This window comes from Paenibacillus sp. p3-SID867 (assembly GCF_025142895.1).
GTDB lineage: Bacteria > Bacillota > Bacilli > Paenibacillales > Paenibacillaceae > Paenibacillus_AQ.
The window spans coordinates 264,962-284,668 of the sequence record NZ_JAMBDM010000007.1; the positions used below are offsets into that span (position 1 = coordinate 264,962).

Sequence of the window (19,707 nt, forward strand, 5' to 3'; positions counted from 1 at the left end):
AAAGGGATCAGCACTATGATGTGGTCATTTCGAACCGATGATTTCATATTTTGGCTTCACGTTGTTGAAATCCGGATTGGTTCCGCTGACCATTAGGCCCATTCCCCAATCGAAGTGAACATCCGCTGTAGGGACATCGGCTGCATCACGATATTGGAACAGGATGTTTCTCCGCGTACGATCGCTCCGGTTCACGTCCGAGCCATGAATGGTCAGGTAATTAAAGAAGAGCACATCGCCCGCCTTGGCTGGGCACGGGGTTCCCGAAGATAATGGATACTCCTTGTGGTTCAAATAGTAAGCGCCGATATGCGGCAAAACGCCCTGTTTATGGGACCCCGGCACAACGCATAGGCAGCCGTTCTCCATATCGGCATCGTCGAGATGAACGCTGGCTGCTAACATGGTGTGATCGCGATGTGGGAAATACGGATAGTCTTGATGCATGGGAAACGCGGCCCCGTTAGCAGGAGGCTTCACCAGCATTTTCGAGTGATGCAGCTGCACATTCGGACCGATGATTCCGTTCAAAACTTCTGTCATTCGGGGATGGATTGCCGCTCGCATGAACGCGGCATCATGATAGTGCACATCGTGAAAACCTTTCAGGACCAGCTTCTTAAGCTGCTCAGGCGGCAGGAAGTCACCTTGCCAGGCATGGTTTTGATCCGATTTGGCGCGTGCCGCCCTCTGGATGATCCCATCAACTGCCGCTCTCATATCCTCAACTTCCTGTTGATTATAAACGCCCCGGACCAGCAGGTACCCATTCTCTTTGTAAAATTGCACATCCTTCTCGTCAATCATCACCATGCACCCTCTCGATATTTTATGGAATTTCTAGTTTAATTATAGTAAGGGCAAGCCAAATCGTATTTGCACGGGGATGACGACGTTTTGCAAATTTACGCCAAAGGAGCTGTAAACTGCCTTGTATCATTGGAGCAAAAGCGAGGAACGCCTTAATCGTTATGCCGGACGGCTTGAGGGTGAAAGCCTCTCATTCCTTGTCCATTACTGGGGGACCGTCCGGCATTTGACGGCCAATTCCATACATCGCCATTCATTCTATGAGATTTGTTATGTGGACGGTGGGACCGGTGTATATACGGACGAAAATCAGACTTATCCCTTATATGAGGGGGTAGCTTTCTGTACACGCCCAGGTCGGTTACATCAGATTAAAGACGTTCACGATCTGAATCTGTTGTTCGTTGCGTTCGAAGCGATGGAGAAACCATCAGCTCCCGATGTATCGGTGAAATACATGGAAGCGCTTGATCGATGTGCTGTTTGGACCGAGCATGCGGGCGAATCACCCGCCACCCAAATATGGAAATCCATGCTGATCCGGTCGGAATCCGATGACTCGCTGCCTTCATCGCTTCTGCCCAAGCTGGCACATGTACTCCTGCAATCCTTTCCTGGTTTGCTCGGGGCTTCCGGCAGCTTCGAAAGCGCTCCACTCCTATCATCCACATTACAACTCATTCAAAAGGCAAAGTTGTACATAAGAGACAACCTCAGCGGGCCTGTGTCACTACCCGAAGTAGCGGCTTACCTGAATGTGTCCGAGCGGCAATTATCCCGATTATTTGCGGAGAGCATCCATGAATCCTTTACCTCAATGGTTCGCACCGAACGGATCCGGGCAGCCGAGTTAATGCTCCAGCACACCCAAGAACCCATCAAGGTGATTGCAGAGCGAACCGGGTTCTCATCCGTTCATTACTTCACAAGGCTGTTCACCAAGTTCAAGGGCATCCCCCCTGCCGCTTATCGAGCGAAATGGGCCTTAGAGGCGGATCGACAAGAATGATCTCGCAGCCTTCCATTCACGAGGCTGCTTGTATTTCTAACCTGGACATTCGTCACATTGCCTAGTACGGGGCACATGCAGCAGATTGGTCTGCTCGAAGCTCAGCCAGTCCTCAAGAGATTCCCCCTCTTCCGGCAAATTCCGCTGTGCTTCATCCGACATAAACCCGAATTGCTCACTCCTTAGATTTAGGGGAACCCGCGAAATTTACGTATCGTTTCATCTTCTGCTCAAATACCGTATCATAGCGGAATTGCAGTGGATATCGATCTTCGCGCAGCATTTCGTACAATACCGATTGTCCTTCCTGGTAGCGGACCGCAAACTCACATTCATCATAAAATTTGCGGGATAGATTGCGAATCTCGTTATCCCCACTATGGCTTCGCCAACCCAGCTGAATCATATCCAGCTGATCCAGCGGATCGCGATACGTGTCGAGCACAATGCAGGAAACCGAATCCTCTACCTCGTGGAATACCAGAACATGTCCGCTATTCACCGGACTATCAAAGTACCGTTCATATATATTTCTTACGGGAATCGTTATGCCAAGCCGATCCATCACCGCTTGGAAATTCGGGTGGACCTTATACTCGTCAGAGCGTTCATCCGGATACCATACGAGCTCGGAAATCGACGCTGTAATATTGAATTCATATTTCATCTCTTGTAGCCCCCTCATACGGGATATTCTACCATATTTCATTCCTGAGTTCGTATTCCCTCGCTTAACCACGGTGACTTGGCGTGTTATAATTCGGTTAATATGCTGGAAGGGATGAAATAAATGCTGGAACTGGAAGCCGCACTAACGAGATTCATAGAACAACAGGACTTATATAATCGGGATTTCGGGCTCTTCACCGATCATGAAATACGACAGCGGTCCGAGGTCCGGATGCCACCCGTGGATGAACGTATCACGCTGTCCCCTGAGCTGACCTATCTATATAGCCATTATGAGATGATTGACGCTATGGCCGAAGAAACCCATAAAATGAAAAACGCGGCGGTTGAGATCGGAGAATCGGCGGTTATCTACTTTGTTTCTCCTGAGCATCTGACCCGGCAGCAATTGGGTTATCGCTGGATTAGCGACGATGGTGGAATCGTGGAATCGAGCACTTGGCCTGTTCATCACGTCGTGATTGCCAATGTGAATGATGATCCGCTGATTGTAGACGTCCAAGCCAGTGGTTCGCCCGTATATGCCGCATTCGAAGGTGGCGAGCCTAAGCTGATCGCGAATTCGCTTGCAGATTGCTTTCACGCGCTGTCCATTCTCATTCAAGGTGCTCTTCATTTCCAAGGTGAAACCAGCGACGAAGAAACCTATGAGACCAAACCGGATTTTCTCGCCCATGTGATGCCATCACTGATTGATCTTTTGGGGAGCGAGCAAATGGATGCCCTGCTGGAATATTTATCGCTTCAAGAATACTAAGGAGAGATGGATAAGGAGATTTGCATGACAGGAACTTTAACTTTAATCCGGTATAACGGAACCGAAAAACACGCTTTGGCCGAATCCAAAGCCTATGCAACCCGCAGCCAAGCCTATGAACGGCCGCAAATCATGCTCTGGTTCGAGACGGAGACGGAACCTGAGCCGCTCCAGTCTTTACCGGACTCGGATGAATTACTGAACAATCCGGACGCGGAGCTTACGATTTATCTGGATACGTTAAAACTCGATGAGTTTGCACCGCTGGAATTTACGATAACCCAGGGTTACAACGAGAACTCCAGAAGCCTGGATGCAAGGTTGTATTATTTTGAACACCAAGAAGTGAATAATAACCGGGGACGCATTGAATATCGAGGAAATGGTGTATTTTACGTATATTGGACGGGAACAACGATGGACGTCAACTATTATGACGGCAGTATGCCGGATATCCGGCTGGAGCTGGAAGGCGAGTTTACAATGGAGAAATACGCGGATTGGTTATAAAGAACAATAGATAATCTGCTGCAAACCCTCCTGCCTCGTAGAGTCAACGTACGTTGTATGCTGGCTCTACGGAGGGATATTCGCATCAATACTGCACAGGTTTCCTGAGCCTTAAACACCAAACTGTTTCAAGTGATGGTCCAGATGCTTGTATAATCCCCTCCCCCATTGCTCCGGAGTCAATTTACCGAAGAATGCATGAGGATGCGTGGTACATCTCTCAGGTCCGTTCTTTTGGAATGCTATAATTTTTTCTTTCAATTGTTCTCTTTCCGTTTCAAATTCTCTTGGATCCGTAATCAAAATATCCGGGATCGTAGACATATTGCGGGGTAACGGTTTTTCATTATAAAACACAGGCTTCGCGAGATTCCCTACCAACCTGCCTAACCAGCCTCTTGGCGGGTTTGTGATGCCCATGGCGATGTCTTGGAACGCGGAGCAGTGAGACAGCATTTGGGCAGCATCCATTTTTCCCCATAACGGTTGTGATTGAGCGTTTAATGTGTCGATTCGGTTTAATATTTGAGTCATATCTAAATGATTGAACATATTATTCATGTTTGCCTCTCCCCATAATGAAATCCATGTCTAAATACATGTTTACATTATAGTTGACCCATCTCCGGGACATTTCTTTTTGATTGCTTTTTTTTAATATTTTAATAATAGAATTAATATCATCAAACCTGTGAAGAAAAGTGAAACTGCAGCCAATAGGATTGAAACTTGATGGTGCCCGCTTTCGCGTATGTATTTCCACTCCATATATCCGCGAAAGCAGAAGATTACGCATAATAAGAATGGCCATATGGGATAGGGTCTGCTCCTATCCATCGTCCATATAAGGATGAGTATCGGAATTAATAAAGCCCATGAGCCCAGAAGATACCATTTATGCACCGGTGTGTCACGCATCTCTTCCTCGCCTACGTCGATGATCTTCCTTAAGACCCATTGACCAACACAAATAACAAGGATAATAAATGAGTATAACCCCTCCATTATCATCCTCCTTTAGGTGGAATAATAAGTAAGTGCTTTCTACAGCCATCTCATAAAAAAACCTTTAGAAACCTTCACACGTCTTTCGCGTGCCCAAAACTCCAGCTGCCTGATTCCCTCCGTCTGCTCCTCCGCAAACGTAAAACATAACTTTAGAGGGACGATTGCACGCCCTTTCAGCTTGATCCCGACCACCGGTTTCCTGTCATGGTTGATCAGCAAACATTTCACAGCTTCAACGTTAATGACTGTACCGTTTATGACGATTCCGTCTTGGGTCATTTCCAACACGCCTGGTTTCATCAGATAGGTTCGATATACGGAGATTAGGAATACGGCGAAACAAAAAACTAACCACACCATGCAGGCATAATAAAAGAAGTCCCTTTCTTCATGGCCTCTTATTATATTACCAAGAAGAATAGCGATTAAAATCAACATCGAAATCATCAATCTGATCCCTGAAGGAGCAGAAACTCGAAACATCTTCATATTCATCTTTTCTCCTATCATGAAATAATGAGGGTCTGAATTCTGATCCATATGTATAGGTTCATTATACTTGAACTAACAAAATGTGGTAACCCTATGTACAAACAACAATAAAAAAAGCCCCGATTTAAGCGGCAGCTCCTGTCTTTATCTATTTACATTATCTCATATAAAAAGCAATCTGGAATTACATGATCAGCACCTCATTTTCTAAAACTTAGTGTTTATTACAATCACCCATCGTCTATTCCGCAGCAGCCAAACGATTCGGTTCGATCGGTTTGCTTAGCCAATGCTCATCGGTTTGTACGTGATTCTTGCGAACGAACTTGGCAACGCTGCCCTTAAAGTCGTCATATGCAAATACGGAAGCCAGCCGAACCACATAACCTTCCTGCTCCCCGCCGCAGTCTGACTGCTTCGTATAACAAGCCTTGGCAACATCCTCGTCCCAGATGCCCCGGTACAAGACAGGAACCGTAACCAGCCCCAAATGTTGCGCCCATTCCTCCGTCTCATCCCATGACAGGCACACATTCAACTCATTCCACACGGAGAACAGCATGAAGTAGGACGGCAGCGCCGAGTACAAAAGCGAATGCTTGGCATATACGTTTTCCCCACAGAGACGATAACCCTCCGGAATCAAATACTTGATGCCCCCATGCAGCGTCTTCACATAATGACGGGAAGGATGATCCTTGCTGTCCAGCGATCTAGCATGAATGAAACCGGGGTACATCGTGGTGTTCTCCCCGTCCATTTTCTCGGTAATGACGACCTCCTGTCCCGTAAAATGGTCCGTGTTTCGTAAAATCTTATCGTCATCCGTATATCCTCTGGACCAAGGCAAATGCATCGTTTTGGGATACTTTATTTTCATCGTTGTTCACCTCCTTATTTGCCGAAGGTATCGGCTTCCGCGAAGAAATACAGCTCTGCCAGCATATCTTCGCCTAACAAATGATAGATTTTGGATGCCCCTGCATCCCCTCCATGCAAAATTTCCATATGAAAGCTCACACGTTGAACGACGTGCTGAATGAATGCATCATCATATCCAAGGTCCTGCAATGTATGGCAGGTTATGCTTGCCGATACGTGCTCGTGCCCATAATAGGAATAGTACCCTCTTGCTTGCTTCCATACTTTGCAAAACGGCTTGCCCGCGTCATGAAACAGTGCTGCTAACTGCATAGCCAGCAGATGCTCGCCTTCATAGAAAGCATTGATATATTCCAGCACGGCATACGTGTGCTCCGACAATGTTTTGGAATGATGCGGATTCTCCTGATCATATCCCAGCATCACATTGAAATAGGGAGATTGAGACAAGTAGAGAAATAACTCATCATGACCCGGTCTGCGTGTTAACAGCACCTCCAGTTCTTCTCTTGTAAGCTGCGTTTCGCTCTGCTCATGAACGAGATGCAGATCACTGAATCCTTCTCTCATGACAGGAAATTCAAGGTTCTTGGCATATTTTGTCATGATCTTCTCGTCGAGCCGGCGTTTGCGTCCCTTGACTCTTTCCAGAGCCACTTCATAAGGGGTTGTGCAGATATGGCATTCCACCGATCGATCGCCAAATCGCTTCAGGAACTTCTGTCTCCGCTCCCGGCTGACATTGGTGGCATCAAAAACGACATTTCGTCCGGACGCAAGCGCCTGTTCGATCTCGGCGAAAGCTGCATCAAATACCAGATACGTATTTTTCTGTTTGGATTCGCTGCCGAACAGTCTTTCACGGATCGAGTCCGTCGCAACGATGACGGCCCGCTCGCTTTTGCATAATTGTTTGGCATAATAGCTTTTTCCGCTGCCGGGTATCCCCACCAGCATATGAATGGTACACATGTTATTCACCTCCTCCGTGCCTCTAAATAATGTACCATCCTTGCGGAGTGATTGAGTAAGTAGAGAATTTTTATACTCAACTTTTACATACCTATAAAAAGGCTGATTGCAGCAGGTAAGAAGCCCTTCCCGGCAATCAGCCTTCATATCATCCTTTCATATCCTATCTACTCCGTGACTTTCCCTCTAGGAGCAGCTGCGGTTGTATCACGCTCCACCAGCTTGACGGGGATCAGTGTCCGGTCCGGTGTCTGTTTCCCTCTCTCGAGCCAGTTTACAACATGTTCGGCAGCTTGGCGTCCAATCTCGTAAAAATTCTGCTCAACGGTGGTCAGCGGAATTATGACATGCTCTGTGACAGGATTATTATCAAAACCTATGATCGAAATATCCTCCGGAATACGGATCCCTCGTTCCAAACAGCGGTTCAACAGGTTGGCGGCGATCAGATCATTCTCCGTCTGAACAGCCGTTACCCCTTCCGTCCGGTAAGAGTCCAGCAGCTCATTATAAAATCGTTCAAAGCCAACCTTCTCCCGATAATCCTTCATATTTAGCCTGATATAACGGCTATCAACGGGAAGTCCATGGTCCTTCAGCGCTTGGCAGTATCCGAAATACCGGTTGCGCACCGAAGAGGTTGATTCAATGCTGACTGCTGTAAGAAACGCGATCTTTCGATGACCGAGCTCAATCAGCCTGGATACGGCTTGATAGGATCCACTGAAATTGTCAGAAACCACCGCCCCTAGCGGCAGACTGTCAAAATATTTATCGATCGTCACGATCGGATAATCTTCAAGGCAAAGTCGATGCAGAATGTCGTAGTTCGTCTGATCGTTCCGCGGATACAATATAATGGCCGCAATGCCCTTTCGGATCAGCATTTCCAGCAGATCGCGTTCTTTCTGGGAATCGTAGTCGCTTTGGTGAATGCTCAAATAGTAACCGTTCGCGTTGAGCCAGTCCGAAGCTCCGCGAATATATCCCATCGTGCCGCGATCGTCTTCGGAAGGCAGGATCAGCGATATCATTTTATCCATTCCAACCGACCGCTGCTCCTGGCCACGTTGCCGGGGTTTAACAAAGCTGCCGCTTCCCTTGACACGGTAGATAAACCCGTCCCGCTCCAGCTCCTCAAGCGCTCTTCTTGTTGTAATACGGCTCACGCCGAAGGTGGAGCTTAGCTCGGCCTCCGTAGGAAGCTGGGCTTCAGGAGCATAGTGGCCTGAAGAAATTTGCGATTTCAGCTCATCCATCATCACGCGATACAGCGGTGGTTTATTGTCTTTGGTCAACTTGGTTCTCATCCCATCTATATCTATTTTCCAGTGTAAATCTTGTCGTACTAAAATTATAGCGTTTGCATCATTGGCATGTAAACCGCTCCTATCTTCCTACTTCGAGTCATTTCGATTACTTTACATTTGTATAACGTTCATACTGCGCTCGTTTGATATCCAAGTAGCTCTGGGCTCCCATTTTGTCCAGAGTCTTTACGTAGTTATCCCAGTCCGTGTCCAGGCTGGCTTTCCCCGTCACAAACTTCACACGCATCTCCTCAATGTATTTATTAATATCGGTCAGGATCGCGCTCGTTTGATTGGCTTCCTCATCCGTAGGAACAAAATCTGGCCAAAGCTCTTTGGGCGCCAACTGATCCAGCTCAGCCGGATCCGCCTTAATCTCGGCGGCTACCGTCGTCCCACGCGCCGCCATCCGCAAATCGTCGTCTGGCTCAACATATGGATAATAAGCACCATACACATTATCAACATATTGGAAAGCGCCCAGCTGCACGCCGCCCTTGTAATTTAGAATCTCGTCCTTGTATTTCGGTTTGCCGTCAACCATATCATAGGTTTCGCCCTCAAGTCCAAAGGTGGCAAAGTTAATCCCTTCCTCCCCATAGAAATAATCGATCCACTTGATGGTTTCAACCGGATATTTGTTTTTGTTGGTGATAACGAAACCGAAAATCCCTTTGGCAGGCGGCCCCAGCACCCCGGCGACTTTATCCCCGTTCGGCCCCTCGAGGGCATGAATGCCTACATAGTTCTCGGCTGCATCCTTACCGATATATCCCGGTCCTTCCCATACAAACGAACCGATCAGATTGTTGGAGCCGTCCGTAGACCACTTCGCATAATCATAGCCTGTCGTAAAATTTTGCTGGCCCAGTGACCCGTCCTTGTACAGATCGCTCATGTAACGGAGCAGCTCTCTGTACTTCGGATCATTAAACGTTGTCTTGACCTGTCCGTCCGCGTCCTTATATAGATATTGACCGAATGCCTTGGCACCACCTTCCCCCATGCCGAAGCTGCCAGCCAGGAAACTCTCCAGGAAAGTCCAATACTGCGATTCAAGCACCCACCCGAGACGGGAGCTGTCCTTCTCCCGAACCTTCATGAGCGCTTGTCGGAACTCCTCGGTCGTCTTGGGCACTTCAAGCCCCGCTTCATCCAGCCAATCCTTATTGATATACAGGCGAACGGAATTGAACGCTTTAGAGAAATCGACGTAAGGCAGGGCATAAATATGCCCGTCCGACATCGTGATGGCTCCCTTAATGTCCGGATTGTCCTTCAGGAGTTTGTTCAAATTCGGAGCATGCTGCTCAATCAGCTCCTCGAGCGGAACAAATAAACCTTGTTTGCCGTATTTCATCAGCTCATCGGTGCCGAAAGCAATGCGATAGAATGCATCCGGCAGGTCGTTGGAGCCGAGCATGACATTTTTTCGTTCGTTGACGGCGGAACCCGCCAGCTCCTCAAATTCGACTTGAATGCCGGACATTTCTTCGTATTTTTGCCACATCCATAATTGATCGGCCGGAGGATGCACATCGGTATACCCGCGCTTGACAATCCTTAGCTTGATGTTCCCGGGATCTCCATCCGTTCCGGCCGGTTCCGGTTCCGCCTTACCCCCTGAACCGCCGCAGGCGGAAAGCGTCAACGAAAATGACATCGTTAAGGCAAGCAGAAGTTTCATTCCTTTTCTCATATCCATATCCCCTCTTTTCATGATTATGAGTTCCAAGCGGTAATGACCGCCCTCTATATCGGCTTACCCTTTGATAGCTCCCACCATGATGCCTTTCTCAAAGAAACGCGACAACAGCGGATACAACAGGAGCAGCGGCAGCGCGGATAATACGACGATCGCATATTTTAAGCCTTCCTTGACCATCATCTGATCCGCATATTCGGCACCGACCGATATTCCGGCCATTTCCTTGAAGTCGTTCTGAACCAGTATTTCTCTTAAAATCAGCTGCAGCGGGAATTTATTTCGATCCGTCAAATAAATCATAGCGTCAAAATAAGAGTTCCAATGGCCGACCCCGTAAAACAGGATCATTACGGCAATGATCGGCATCGACAAAGGCAGCACAATTCGATACAGCATATGAAAATCATTGCAGCCGTCGACGTAGGCGCTCTCTTCGAGCTCCACCGGAATCCGGGTCTGGAAGTAGGTTCGCATTATAATCATGTTGTAGGCGCTGATCGCACCAGGCAGTACCAAGGCCCACATCGTATTCAGAAGTCCGAGCTCCTTGTTTACCAAATAAAGAGGGATCAGTCCACCGCCGAAAAACATGGTGAAAGCAAACAGCAGCGTAAACAGTCCCTTGCCGTAAAAACGCTTTCTGGAGAGCGGATAAGCGCCAAATACCGTCATCATAATATTGATCGCCGTCCCTATGAATGCGTACAGAAGCGTATTGGCATACCCTCTCCAGATCTCGCTGTTCTCGAACACTTTGGCATAACTGTCAAGATTGAAGCCTGCCGGGAACAGCAGCAGCGGCTTGTCCCAAATTTGGCGCGGATCGGAAAATGAAGCAAACAAAACAAAGAGAAGCGGGTACAAAATGACGATGATTACCAGAATGGACAGCACTAGAATGATGATATCGGCCAGCTTTTCTCCAGGCGTTCGTTTGATATTCAGCAGCACTTCTTACATTCCCTCCTTAATCCTGCATCGACGACTTCTACCATAAGCTGGTCTCCCCCGCTTTGCGTGCAACCGCATTGACGATAATCAGGATGATAAAATTGATCACATTGTTGAACAGGCCGACTGCCGCCGAAAAGCTGTATTGGGTGTTAAGCAGTCCGCTCTTGTACATGTAAGTGGAGATCACCTCGGAGGTTTCCAGGTTCATCGCGTTTTGCATCAACAGAATTTTCTCGAAGCCGACACTCATGATGCCGCCGGCGCTCAAGATGGACAGGATCACGATGGTCGGAACGATACCGGGAATCGTTATATGCCAAATTCGCCGAAATTTGCTGGCCCCGTCCATATAAGCCGCCTCGTACAGGTCAGGCGAGATGCCCGAGATGGCAGCGCTGTAGATGAGCGAAGACCAGCCAACTCCTTGCCATACGCCCGACCAGACGTACAGATGCCAGAATTTCGATGGCTCTGCCAAATAATCGACCGGTTCCCTCCCCAAGGAAACAAGGATGGAGTTGAAGACGCCATTCGTCGGCGAGATAAAGAAGAACAGAATACCGACCGCGACCACAACCGAAATGAAGTGCGGTGCGTAGGAGATGCTTTGGGCGAATGAGCGGAATTTACGATTTCGAATCTCGTTGAACAAAAGCGCAAGCAGGATCGGAGCGGGAATGCCAACCAACAGACCGTATAAACTGATCCCGATCGTATTCTTCAGAATCGTCCAAAAATAATAAGCGTCAAATAACCGCTCGAAGTGCTCGAACCCGACCCATGGACTGTTCCAAATGCCAAGGCCAGGCATAAAATCCTTGAAGGCGATCTGAACGCCGTACATCGGCCAATAATGCCAGATCAAAAAATAAAGCACCGCCGGCGAGATAATGATATACAACCCGATATTTCGCTTAAGCTGCCTTTTAACATGCGTCCATTTGTTGGACTTTGGAGCGGGCTGTGGGGATGCCGAGTTTAATCGGGCGTCCATGCTTTGTCATGACCTCCTTTTTCTCGATCAAATTGCGTAAGTGAATATTAGCCACGGTGGACGACTAATATCGGCTTCCGTTGGCAATGCACCACCTCCTGCTCGTACTTACTTGTATTGACAATTTTGAATGTATTGATTATTTGTTATAACACATTCTAGTTAGCATTCAATTTCCAGTCAATATGACATCGAAAAATTGCTACTTTAGAAGTATAAATTGCACTTTTGTTATGACAAATTTCGACGGTACAGCCATTCTTAATGATGAGAAACAATCCATTCCATACATGTGGTGGACAACAAAAACAGCCGCGTAATTCACGCGGCTGTTCCTACAATATGGACATTGATATAGAAGAAAAGTGTCGTGCTATTAAAATGGCTAAAGCTTTCGTTTGCTTACAGGTAACCTGCCAGTTTGGTAAGTATTTCTGCTTGTTCACCCGTCAATATTTTGCCGGATTGTGCGCTAATTTGATTGGAAAAAGCGTTCAGCATGCCTTCCTTGGCAGAGGTGTTACCTCTATTGTCGGCCTCTTTCGCTTGGAGGAGTTTACTTGAGAGCGATCGTGCGAGTCCTGGATCGCTCGCGGCGAAATGCGCTGCAAGCTCGGACAAGCTATCGTACGTTACAATCACCTCGAAACGAAAGACCGCTTCCGTTTTATTTCCCGCCAAATCGATTGCCGTGACCGAGATATCGTGGGATCCCGGCTCGAAGAAATAGGCAGGACGTTCAATTAGTGCATGAGAACAAGGATTGTCAGCTAACCCGGACAGACTGTCGACGGCACTGCACGAAACGTATACAGAGTCGGTTACTGTGTACGTACGCTCACCGGTGAATTCAACGACAGGTGCCGTCTTGTCGATCTGCACCTTCAGCGTCCCCGGAACCTCAGTCACGCCTGAGAAGTTAGTGGCGGAATAGGTGACCGTCGTGACGCCTTCCTTCGTGATTTCAAGCTGGGCCGTATTCCCTTTTGTTGTAGTCTTCTCTATCGGCTGTGCCCCTTCCGCAGCGTGTGCAATGGAGTACGCGCGGTCGGCAGAAATGGACAAGGACACATCGGATTTCACCCAGCCGTTCTCGTTGGGAGAAGGCGATAGACTAACCGTGGAGACAGGCGGCACACTGTCTTTTACCGTTACAAAGAAATCGTCATAATAGGCCGTTGCCACATTGTATCTGGAAGTTACCGCAATCAGTTTCGCGTAAGCTGCATTAGACGGAGCCTTCCCTCTTAGCGTCACTTTCTGCCATTGTGCCAATCGCGATTCATCCAAATGGGTTTCCAAGGTGGAGATGGTCGCGTTATTGCTATCAAAGAAACGGAACATAAAGCCAGGCTGACCGGATTCAATATAAAGATTCATGCCTGCCGTATATTCCTCTCCCGGAATGATGGGAATCGGATCACTCTGAACGGCAACGGATGCCGTTCTCAGCGTGTCCGTAATCTTCAAGCTGTGTGTTCCCGTGAAACTGCGTTCCCTGCTGCGATCATAGCGATACCCGTTGCCTGGAGCGAATAATGGACTCCATCCCTTTAATTCCTCTTCAAAGCCCGGATTGGTAACCGGAACAGCCGTATGCGGCGGTTCTTCAATAACCTCTCCGTCAACTTCCATCCGATATAGGATCGTATTGGTTTGCATATCTGTGAAGTACAGGTTCCCGTCAGCATGCAAATCGAATCTGGAGGTGTCGGCCAATGTCCGATGTTCCAGCGTTTCAGGGTCTATGACCGTCAGTTTGTTGTTAAACAGCACATAGAGCAGTCCATCCTCCGACCAACGCAGCGGGTGGTGAGCCCATTGGCTGAAGTTTAAGCTTGGATACACTTTTTTGCTCTTCACAACTTGATACGTATCGGGATCGATCGCAAAAATATACTCATAGGAAGCCCCCCAGATCAAACCGTCCGGACCGGAGGAAAGATCGCCGATGAATATCGGCTTATCCAGACCGGGAACCCGGAGCGGAAACTCTGCTATTTTTTGCTGTGTCTCCTCATCCCAGACAAAAATCTTCGCTTCCGCTTCCGTCGGCTCAGAACCCAGTCCGCCTCGAATCGTGGTGGAGCCGAACACCTTGCCGTCATGAACCGTCGTGCTGAGCACGCTCTGATTCTGGACGACATTGCGATGCAAGTTGATTTCTCCGGTGACGGTATCATAAACGGTCAATGAGCCGCCCAATGTGCCGTAGCCAGATATCGTCGAAATGTAGAGCTTGCCTTTGGAACTGGAGATATCCACCAGCCTCTCCTGATCGTTGCCCAGTACGGCCAGTCGCATCGGATTGTTCATTCCAGGCTCCGTCGATAAATCGAACTCGTACAGTCCGCCCTCCGGATACACGCCCATATAGACTTTATTGCCCACGGCATGAACGCTATCCGCCTGGCCGATGCTGAACGGCGTTGCGATGTTATCCGTCAGATCGACGAGCGAGGATCGCGCCTGCGAGCCGGTGGTGATCAGCTCCGTATGGGATACGCTTTTCAACCGGTTGACAACCCCGGGCAGACCTGGAATGACCGGCGGCAACAGGTGCACTTGCTTCGTTTCGATATTCATGATTGTAACGCCGCCGTCATAACGGACGGTCACCAGATTTTTGCCCGGGTATTCCGGATTATGGGGAAATTCAACCCAATCTACTCCCCGAAATCCGCTGTTGTACTCCATTCCGGTTAACTCGACCTCATGCGTGGCAAGATTAAACGTTTTCAGCTTCTTGTCGGACATATAATACAGTTTTCCGTCAAGCGAGTCCGTTGCGTGCAGCCCCGTTACGTTCTCCAGCACAACATCCAGCCAGCTTTCCGTCTGCGTATCGTAGATAAACGCCTCTCCAGGAATGCCGCTTCCGTCCGTATATCGGGCAAACAAATAACGGTTATCAATCGTGCTCAGGTCATATACGGTGTCTTCTTTAACCGGCAGGGAAGCAGCAATATTTGTTTTCTCACCTGTGGCTAGATTCACGCGTACGATCTGCTTATGCGCGGTACCTGCATATATATTGCCGCCCTGATAAGCAATGGAGCGTACATATTCCTGGTCAAGCAGCCCGATGACGCGGCCATAATCTTTGGTTTGCTTGGTAGCCGGGTCATACTGATACACTTTGCCGCCGGGATAGGTTCCGACATACACGCGGCCCTGTTCATCCGTGGTAATGCTGTTCGGAACCGACTGGCCGTCGAACTGTGCCACTTGCACAGGGACATGAGTAACCGGTGAGTAACTCCACAGCCTTGCCCCGCCACCGTCAGCCGCAAGGAACAATGTTCCGTCCGGTGCCGTCGTATGTGCCCATGAGCTTTCGGAGGGTCCGATCGGAATGCTCCGCAGCAGTTTATAATCCTCCAGATCAATGACATTAAGATGCCCCGGTTTTCCTTTACTGGTCGCGTAAAGCACGTTGCGGCCCTCTTCCTTGCCAGTGGTACCGTTGAACACGGCCACCGTATAGTTGTTAGGGACCAGAATTTCTTCCGGTGTTCCATATGTTTTTTGAGCCAGCCTGCTCTCCCCGGAAGCAGCTGCGACACCGCTGCCTCCCGAGCATGCCAATATAAAACAAATTGCAAGCATCAAGACCTGGTACCTGCCACCTTTTCTAAATCTCATAAATAACCTCCTTGGAATCAATCGTTGTCTTCCCGAAAGACCACTGCGCATGCATGCGGGTATCGAACGGGCCTTGGTCTCGGTTTTTGTGTACGGATCCTCCTTTTTCAATGCATTGACAAGCCCTTGTAAGTAGAATCCAGAACTTGGACCCGGGTCGTCTGGCCCGTATATTAGGCAAATAGCAAGGTGGTGTCAATCGATATTTATTTTGTTTTCTTACATTTATCTCGTTATCGGTCAAAGTGGATTTTGCAAAAGTGGTAGAATAATCGCAAAATCTTCATCGAAAATTTCAAGCTTAGAACCCAATAGATAAATAACTAAACCCGAAGGTTAACAAGAAAAAAGCCGCAATTTAAGCGGCCCGGAGCAAAGTATAAATTCGTATCACACGCGGCATCCTTCCTTCTTTAGGAAGCTCTTTAGGAAATTCTTCATTTTCGTTTATATCGAAATTCCCTTAATTACTTGAATGCTTCAGTTAAGGTACAACGCGGGGATAAAAAAATAAAAGACTGCCTCTTTAGCAGTCCTTCTTGGTCTTATTGAATGTTACTTAGGTACAGCAGCAACTCTTTCTTTTTGTGTTCGTCCGCCACGATTGGTGATAAACACCCCGGATAAAATGAGAATTAGGCCGAGGATCAGGCTCCATCCAATCGGTTCATCCAGCAGTGTATATCCCCAGATCATCGCCGTTGCAGGAACGAGATAAGTGACGGATGTCGCGAACTCGGGGCTCCCTTTCAAGACCATATAATTGAACAGAATATATGCTACACCAGAGCCAAAGATGCCCAGGCCAACAAGAGAACCTATATTGGCAGGCTCCGCGATCTTGGCAAGTTCAACCTTTTCCGTTGTAAGAGCGATTACTCCACTCCCTGCCATTGCCCCAAGCAATGTTGCGAACGTTAACTGATACATACTCAGTCCGCCCAATAAACGTTTGGATAACTGCGAACCAACGGCATAACATAAAGTAGCACCTATCATCGTCGCAAACCCAATGAAATCGACGGTAATAAATGATCCGGGTCGAATGCCGAGCAGAATGATCAGTCCGACAAGCGCGACGCCCATGCCCATCCATTGAATCCGCCTAAACACAGAGCCGAAGAACAGCAACCCGACGATCATGGTCCAGATCGGCGTCGTTGCATTCAATACCGAAGCCATGCTGCTGGCCAGCCTGGTCTCACTAAACCCGATTAAGGTCCATGGCAGGGCCATATTGATCATCGCGATCACGATGGTGGGCAGCCAGCGGATTTGCCGCAGGGCAAACGGCTTTCGCATGATGAGCATAACGACTGTGATGAAGAGAAATCCAAAGGTTGATCGCAGAAAGGCGATCCCCCACGGGCCGAAATCGTGCAGCAAATTTTTGACGAAAAAGAACGAACCTCCCCATATGAGACTTAGGAGGATGAGTGAAACATATAAGGATCGTGCCAACTTAATACCTTCTTTCTATATTAGGGACATCCTTATAAGTTAACATCTCATCATGGAGGTTGTACAGCGTGATTCTACACAGCGCTCTTGCAGGCAGCTCTATTTGTACGATTCATGGATAACGTAAGCCTGGCAGCCTTCATGTAGGCTTGCACGCCTGGCGGTACTGCCTCGGCGAAACCCCGTATTGTTTGCGAAACTGATCGGCAAAATGATTGTAACTGTTAAACCCTACATCCTGCGCGGCTTCGTTCGCCGTACGGCCGGAATGGGTCATCAATAAGGCGGCATGGCGAATCCTCATTTGATTCAGATGCTCTACAATGGTGTACCCCGTTTCTTGCTTGAACAAGTGGGCCAGCCTTGACCCCGATATTCCGACCTCTCGCGATATCGCATCAATTCGAATATCTTCTTTTAACGATCGGGACAGCAAGCCAAGGGTCTGCTCGACTCTGGGATCGAGTCTTTTGTTCATCCGCTGCGCAAGCAAGAGCAAAATTTCACGCACCGAATTCTCACACAGTGCCTCCCATAGATCCAAACGATCCAGCGAATCTTGAAGTACATTCCGAAATGTTTGCTCGACTCGCCCACGGACACGTTCATCGGGCAGCGTTTCGACCAGAAACTCCTCATGTCGCAGCATCCTGTTTTCTGGAAGTCCGGGATAATGAATCCACAGGAAATTCCAGCGTTTCCCCTGCACAGTTCCGTATTCATGCGCGATATTGGCGCGCAGTAGGCCAAGCTGTCCAGGCCCGCAGCGTTTCTCTCCGGCAGGCGTCCGGACATAACCCTCTCCATGCAGCGTATAAACAAGCAGCCAGTCCTTCATGCCATGAGGGCGACGTAAGCGATAAGCATCGTCTTGGTCGAAATGGTCGCCGAATATGGTGCCGGTACTTTCTAAGGGTTTCACGTGCCTGCCCGCCGGCGTTCGCATGAATCTCTCCTCCTTTTGTACCTGTAATAACAGAATAGCAGAATCCCGGTATTAATAAGCAGAATACTGACTTCCTCTCAAGTTAAGCAGGCGATATTCTATTGTCAATAGGAAAAACAATAAACGTACAGGAGGCATTCCCATGCAAAAACAGCCAAGAGTATTGACTCAAGAACAGTTACAATTGTTCGAAACGGAAGGTTATTTAATCGTAAAAGGGCTCTTCCGCCAGGAGGAGGTGTCGGAAATCGAAGCAACGTTTGAGGAGATCAGTCATACCACCGTTCCTGGCCACTTTGAGCCGGTGTTGGATGAGGAAATTGTCGAACCGCTGAAGCGTTATCCCCGTGTGATGCATCCGCACCGCATTAATCCGACCGCGAAGAAATATATGCTGCACAAGCCTGTTATGGATGTACTGGCCGATTTGTATGGGGAGCCGGCACTCGCGGCTCAAAGCATGTTCTATTACAAACCCCCGGGTTCCCGCGGACAAGCGCTGCACCAGGACAACTTTTACCTGCAGGTCGAGCCGGGTAACTGTATCGCGGCGTGGACCGCAATCGATGCGTCTAATGAAGAGAACGGCGGGTTGCTCGTCGTTCCGAAAACAAGTGATTATGCTCTGGTGTGCCCGGAGGAAGCCGATTCGAACGAGTCGTTCACCACCCATTTCGTAAAGCCGCCCAAGGACAGCAAGGCCCTCCCGGCGATCATGGACAAAGGCGATGTCCTGTTCTTTAACGGCAACCTGATCCACGGCTCCTACCGTAACAAATCCAACCGTTTTCGCCGAGCCTTCATCTGCCACTACGCCAACGCCTCGGCTGTCAAGATCGGTGCTTTCTATCGGCCATTATTCCGGGAGGACGGCACGGAAGTCAATCTCGACATCAATCCGAATGGCGGTCCGTGCGGCGTCGAATTTGATACGGCATATCCCCATTAAATTTCATGCGACCAGTGTATACCTTGATAGCGCTGGTCGCGCTGTTTTTAATCTTCCCATACATTCTGCAGCGGAAGGCCCAGCTCACTTCGGGCCGCGTCCACAACCATCTGAATAAAAGCGGTTTTCTCCTTCGTGTAGGCTTCCATGGAACTTGCGTTTAGGGCAGCCGCCCTTTTTACTGCGCCGTACTGCGTGACAAGCTCCGGATGTCTACGCAAATAATCTCGCAGCAAAATTTCATTTCTCGTAGGGAACAACGCATCATACATCATAAGGTGAACATTATGGGTCCACTTTCCTTCCGTACGCTTGGCAAATAAATATCTCCCCTGCATTCCGGTTGGAATATGCGTATAGCTAGCCGGATCAAACCTAGATTCGTAATAGGCGACCGGCCGGAGCGGCGTCAAGCCGACAAAAATGTCGATCACCGGCTTGGATGCCTGCCCGGGAATCGCGGTACTCCCCACATGCTCGATGGCTACCGCTTCGGCACCAAGTCCCGAAAGCAGCGCTTCTTTTTCGGATTCAAAAGCTTCCGCCCAGCTTTGGTCATATTCTACAATGTTGATGGTATCCTCCATCACGCTCACCTCGCTCTGCTTTT

Annotated in this window: 19 protein-coding genes; 4 read left to right on the forward strand and 15 right to left on the reverse strand. The window is 48.7% G+C overall.

Features of this window, described 5'->3' with window-relative positions:
- Window positions 1-24: 24 nt before the first annotated feature.
- Complete coding sequence (locus M4D81_RS16360; protein ID WP_260067320.1) at window positions 25-807, reverse strand: phytanoyl-CoA dioxygenase family protein; 783 nt, start codon at window positions 805-807, stop codon at window positions 25-27.
- 124 nt (window positions 808-931) lie between these two features.
- Between M4D81_RS16360 and M4D81_RS16365 the strand changes: the two genes are divergently transcribed.
- Entirely contained in the window at window positions 932-1,819 is an 888-nt protein-coding gene (locus M4D81_RS16365; protein ID WP_071221830.1) for an AraC family transcriptional regulator, read from the forward strand.
- A gap of 175 nt (window positions 1,820-1,994) precedes the next feature.
- Here M4D81_RS16365 and M4D81_RS16370 read toward each other — a convergent pair whose 3' ends face one another.
- Window positions 1,995-2,486 carry a hypothetical protein gene (locus M4D81_RS16370; protein WP_260067321.1) on the reverse strand — a complete coding sequence of 164 codons (492 nt, stop codon included), beginning with the start codon at window positions 2,484-2,486 and terminating at the stop codon, window positions 1,995-1,997.
- Between the two features lie 123 nt (window positions 2,487-2,609).
- On the opposite strand from M4D81_RS16370, the gene M4D81_RS16375 reads away from it, so the two are divergent.
- Both M4D81_RS16375 and M4D81_RS16380 read left to right on the forward strand, forming a co-directional pair.
- The gene (locus M4D81_RS16375) at window positions 2,610-3,266 is read left to right on the forward strand and encodes a hypothetical protein (protein ID WP_260067322.1); all 657 of its coding nucleotides are present in this window, start codon (window positions 2,610-2,612) and stop codon (window positions 3,264-3,266) included.
- 24 nt (window positions 3,267-3,290) lie between these two features.
- A complete protein-coding gene (locus M4D81_RS16380) occupies window positions 3,291-3,776 on the forward strand; it encodes a hypothetical protein (protein WP_260067323.1) in 486 nt (161 codons plus the stop codon).
- Window positions 3,777-3,887: 111 nt separating this feature from the next.
- Here M4D81_RS16380 and M4D81_RS16385 read toward each other — a convergent pair whose 3' ends face one another.
- From M4D81_RS16385 to M4D81_RS16440, 12 genes are all read right to left on the reverse strand, one after another.
- Window positions 3,888-4,337 (reverse strand): DUF1569 domain-containing protein, encoded by a 450-nt coding sequence (locus tag M4D81_RS16385; protein ID WP_260067324.1) that lies wholly within the window; start codon window positions 4,335-4,337, stop codon window positions 3,888-3,890.
- Window positions 4,338-4,430: 93 nt separating this feature from the next.
- Window positions 4,431-4,787 carry a DUF4181 domain-containing protein gene (locus M4D81_RS16390; protein WP_311200665.1) on the reverse strand — a complete coding sequence of 119 codons (357 nt, stop codon included), beginning with the start codon at window positions 4,785-4,787 and terminating at the stop codon, window positions 4,431-4,433.
- Window positions 4,788-4,820: 33 nt separating this feature from the next.
- The gene (locus M4D81_RS16395) at window positions 4,821-5,273 is read right to left on the reverse strand and encodes a hypothetical protein (RefSeq protein ID WP_260067326.1); all 453 of its coding nucleotides are present in this window, start codon (window positions 5,271-5,273) and stop codon (window positions 4,821-4,823) included.
- A gap of 244 nt (window positions 5,274-5,517) precedes the next feature.
- Window positions 5,518-6,156, reverse strand: coding sequence for an RNA ligase family protein (locus M4D81_RS16400; RefSeq protein WP_260067327.1), 639 nt, complete (start codon window positions 6,154-6,156; stop codon window positions 5,518-5,520).
- A gap of 14 nt (window positions 6,157-6,170) precedes the next feature.
- On the reverse strand, window positions 6,171-7,130 hold the full coding sequence (locus tag M4D81_RS16405) for an AAA family ATPase (protein ID WP_260067328.1): 960 nt from the start codon (window positions 7,128-7,130) through the stop codon (window positions 6,171-6,173).
- A gap of 167 nt (window positions 7,131-7,297) precedes the next feature.
- Window positions 7,298-8,428 (reverse strand): GntR family transcriptional regulator, encoded by a 1,131-nt coding sequence (locus M4D81_RS16410; RefSeq protein WP_071221838.1) that lies wholly within the window; start codon window positions 8,426-8,428, stop codon window positions 7,298-7,300.
- A 118-nt stretch (window positions 8,429-8,546) separates the two neighbouring features.
- Window positions 8,547-10,139 (reverse strand): ABC transporter substrate-binding protein, encoded by a 1,593-nt coding sequence (locus M4D81_RS16415; RefSeq protein ID WP_260067329.1) that lies wholly within the window; start codon window positions 10,137-10,139, stop codon window positions 8,547-8,549.
- 63 nt (window positions 10,140-10,202) lie between these two features.
- On the reverse strand, window positions 10,203-11,099 hold the full coding sequence (locus tag M4D81_RS16420; protein WP_260067330.1) for a carbohydrate ABC transporter permease: 897 nt from the start codon (window positions 11,097-11,099) through the stop codon (window positions 10,203-10,205).
- 37 nt (window positions 11,100-11,136) lie between these two features.
- Entirely contained in the window at window positions 11,137-12,096 is a 960-nt protein-coding gene (locus tag M4D81_RS16425; protein WP_071221841.1) for an ABC transporter permease, read from the reverse strand.
- Between the two features lie 402 nt (window positions 12,097-12,498).
- Window positions 12,499-15,741, reverse strand: coding sequence for a PQQ-binding-like beta-propeller repeat protein (locus M4D81_RS16430; RefSeq protein ID WP_260067331.1), 3,243 nt, complete (start codon window positions 15,739-15,741; stop codon window positions 12,499-12,501).
- Window positions 15,742-16,296: 555 nt separating this feature from the next.
- A complete protein-coding gene (locus M4D81_RS16435; RefSeq protein ID WP_260067332.1) occupies window positions 16,297-17,202 on the reverse strand; it encodes a DMT family transporter in 906 nt (301 codons plus the stop codon).
- Between the two features lie 139 nt (window positions 17,203-17,341).
- Window positions 17,342-18,148 (reverse strand): helix-turn-helix domain-containing protein, encoded by an 807-nt coding sequence (locus M4D81_RS16440; protein ID WP_260067333.1) that lies wholly within the window; start codon window positions 18,146-18,148, stop codon window positions 17,342-17,344.
- A gap of 142 nt (window positions 18,149-18,290) precedes the next feature.
- On the opposite strand from M4D81_RS16440, the gene M4D81_RS16445 reads away from it, so the two are divergent.
- Window positions 18,291-19,097, forward strand: coding sequence for a phytanoyl-CoA dioxygenase family protein (locus tag M4D81_RS16445; RefSeq protein WP_260067334.1), 807 nt, complete (start codon window positions 18,291-18,293; stop codon window positions 19,095-19,097).
- Between the two features lie 47 nt (window positions 19,098-19,144).
- Here M4D81_RS16445 and M4D81_RS16450 read toward each other — a convergent pair whose 3' ends face one another.
- On the reverse strand, window positions 19,145-19,684 hold the full coding sequence (locus M4D81_RS16450) for a GrpB family protein (RefSeq protein WP_260067335.1): 540 nt from the start codon (window positions 19,682-19,684) through the stop codon (window positions 19,145-19,147).
- Window positions 19,685-19,707 lie beyond the last annotated feature (23 nt).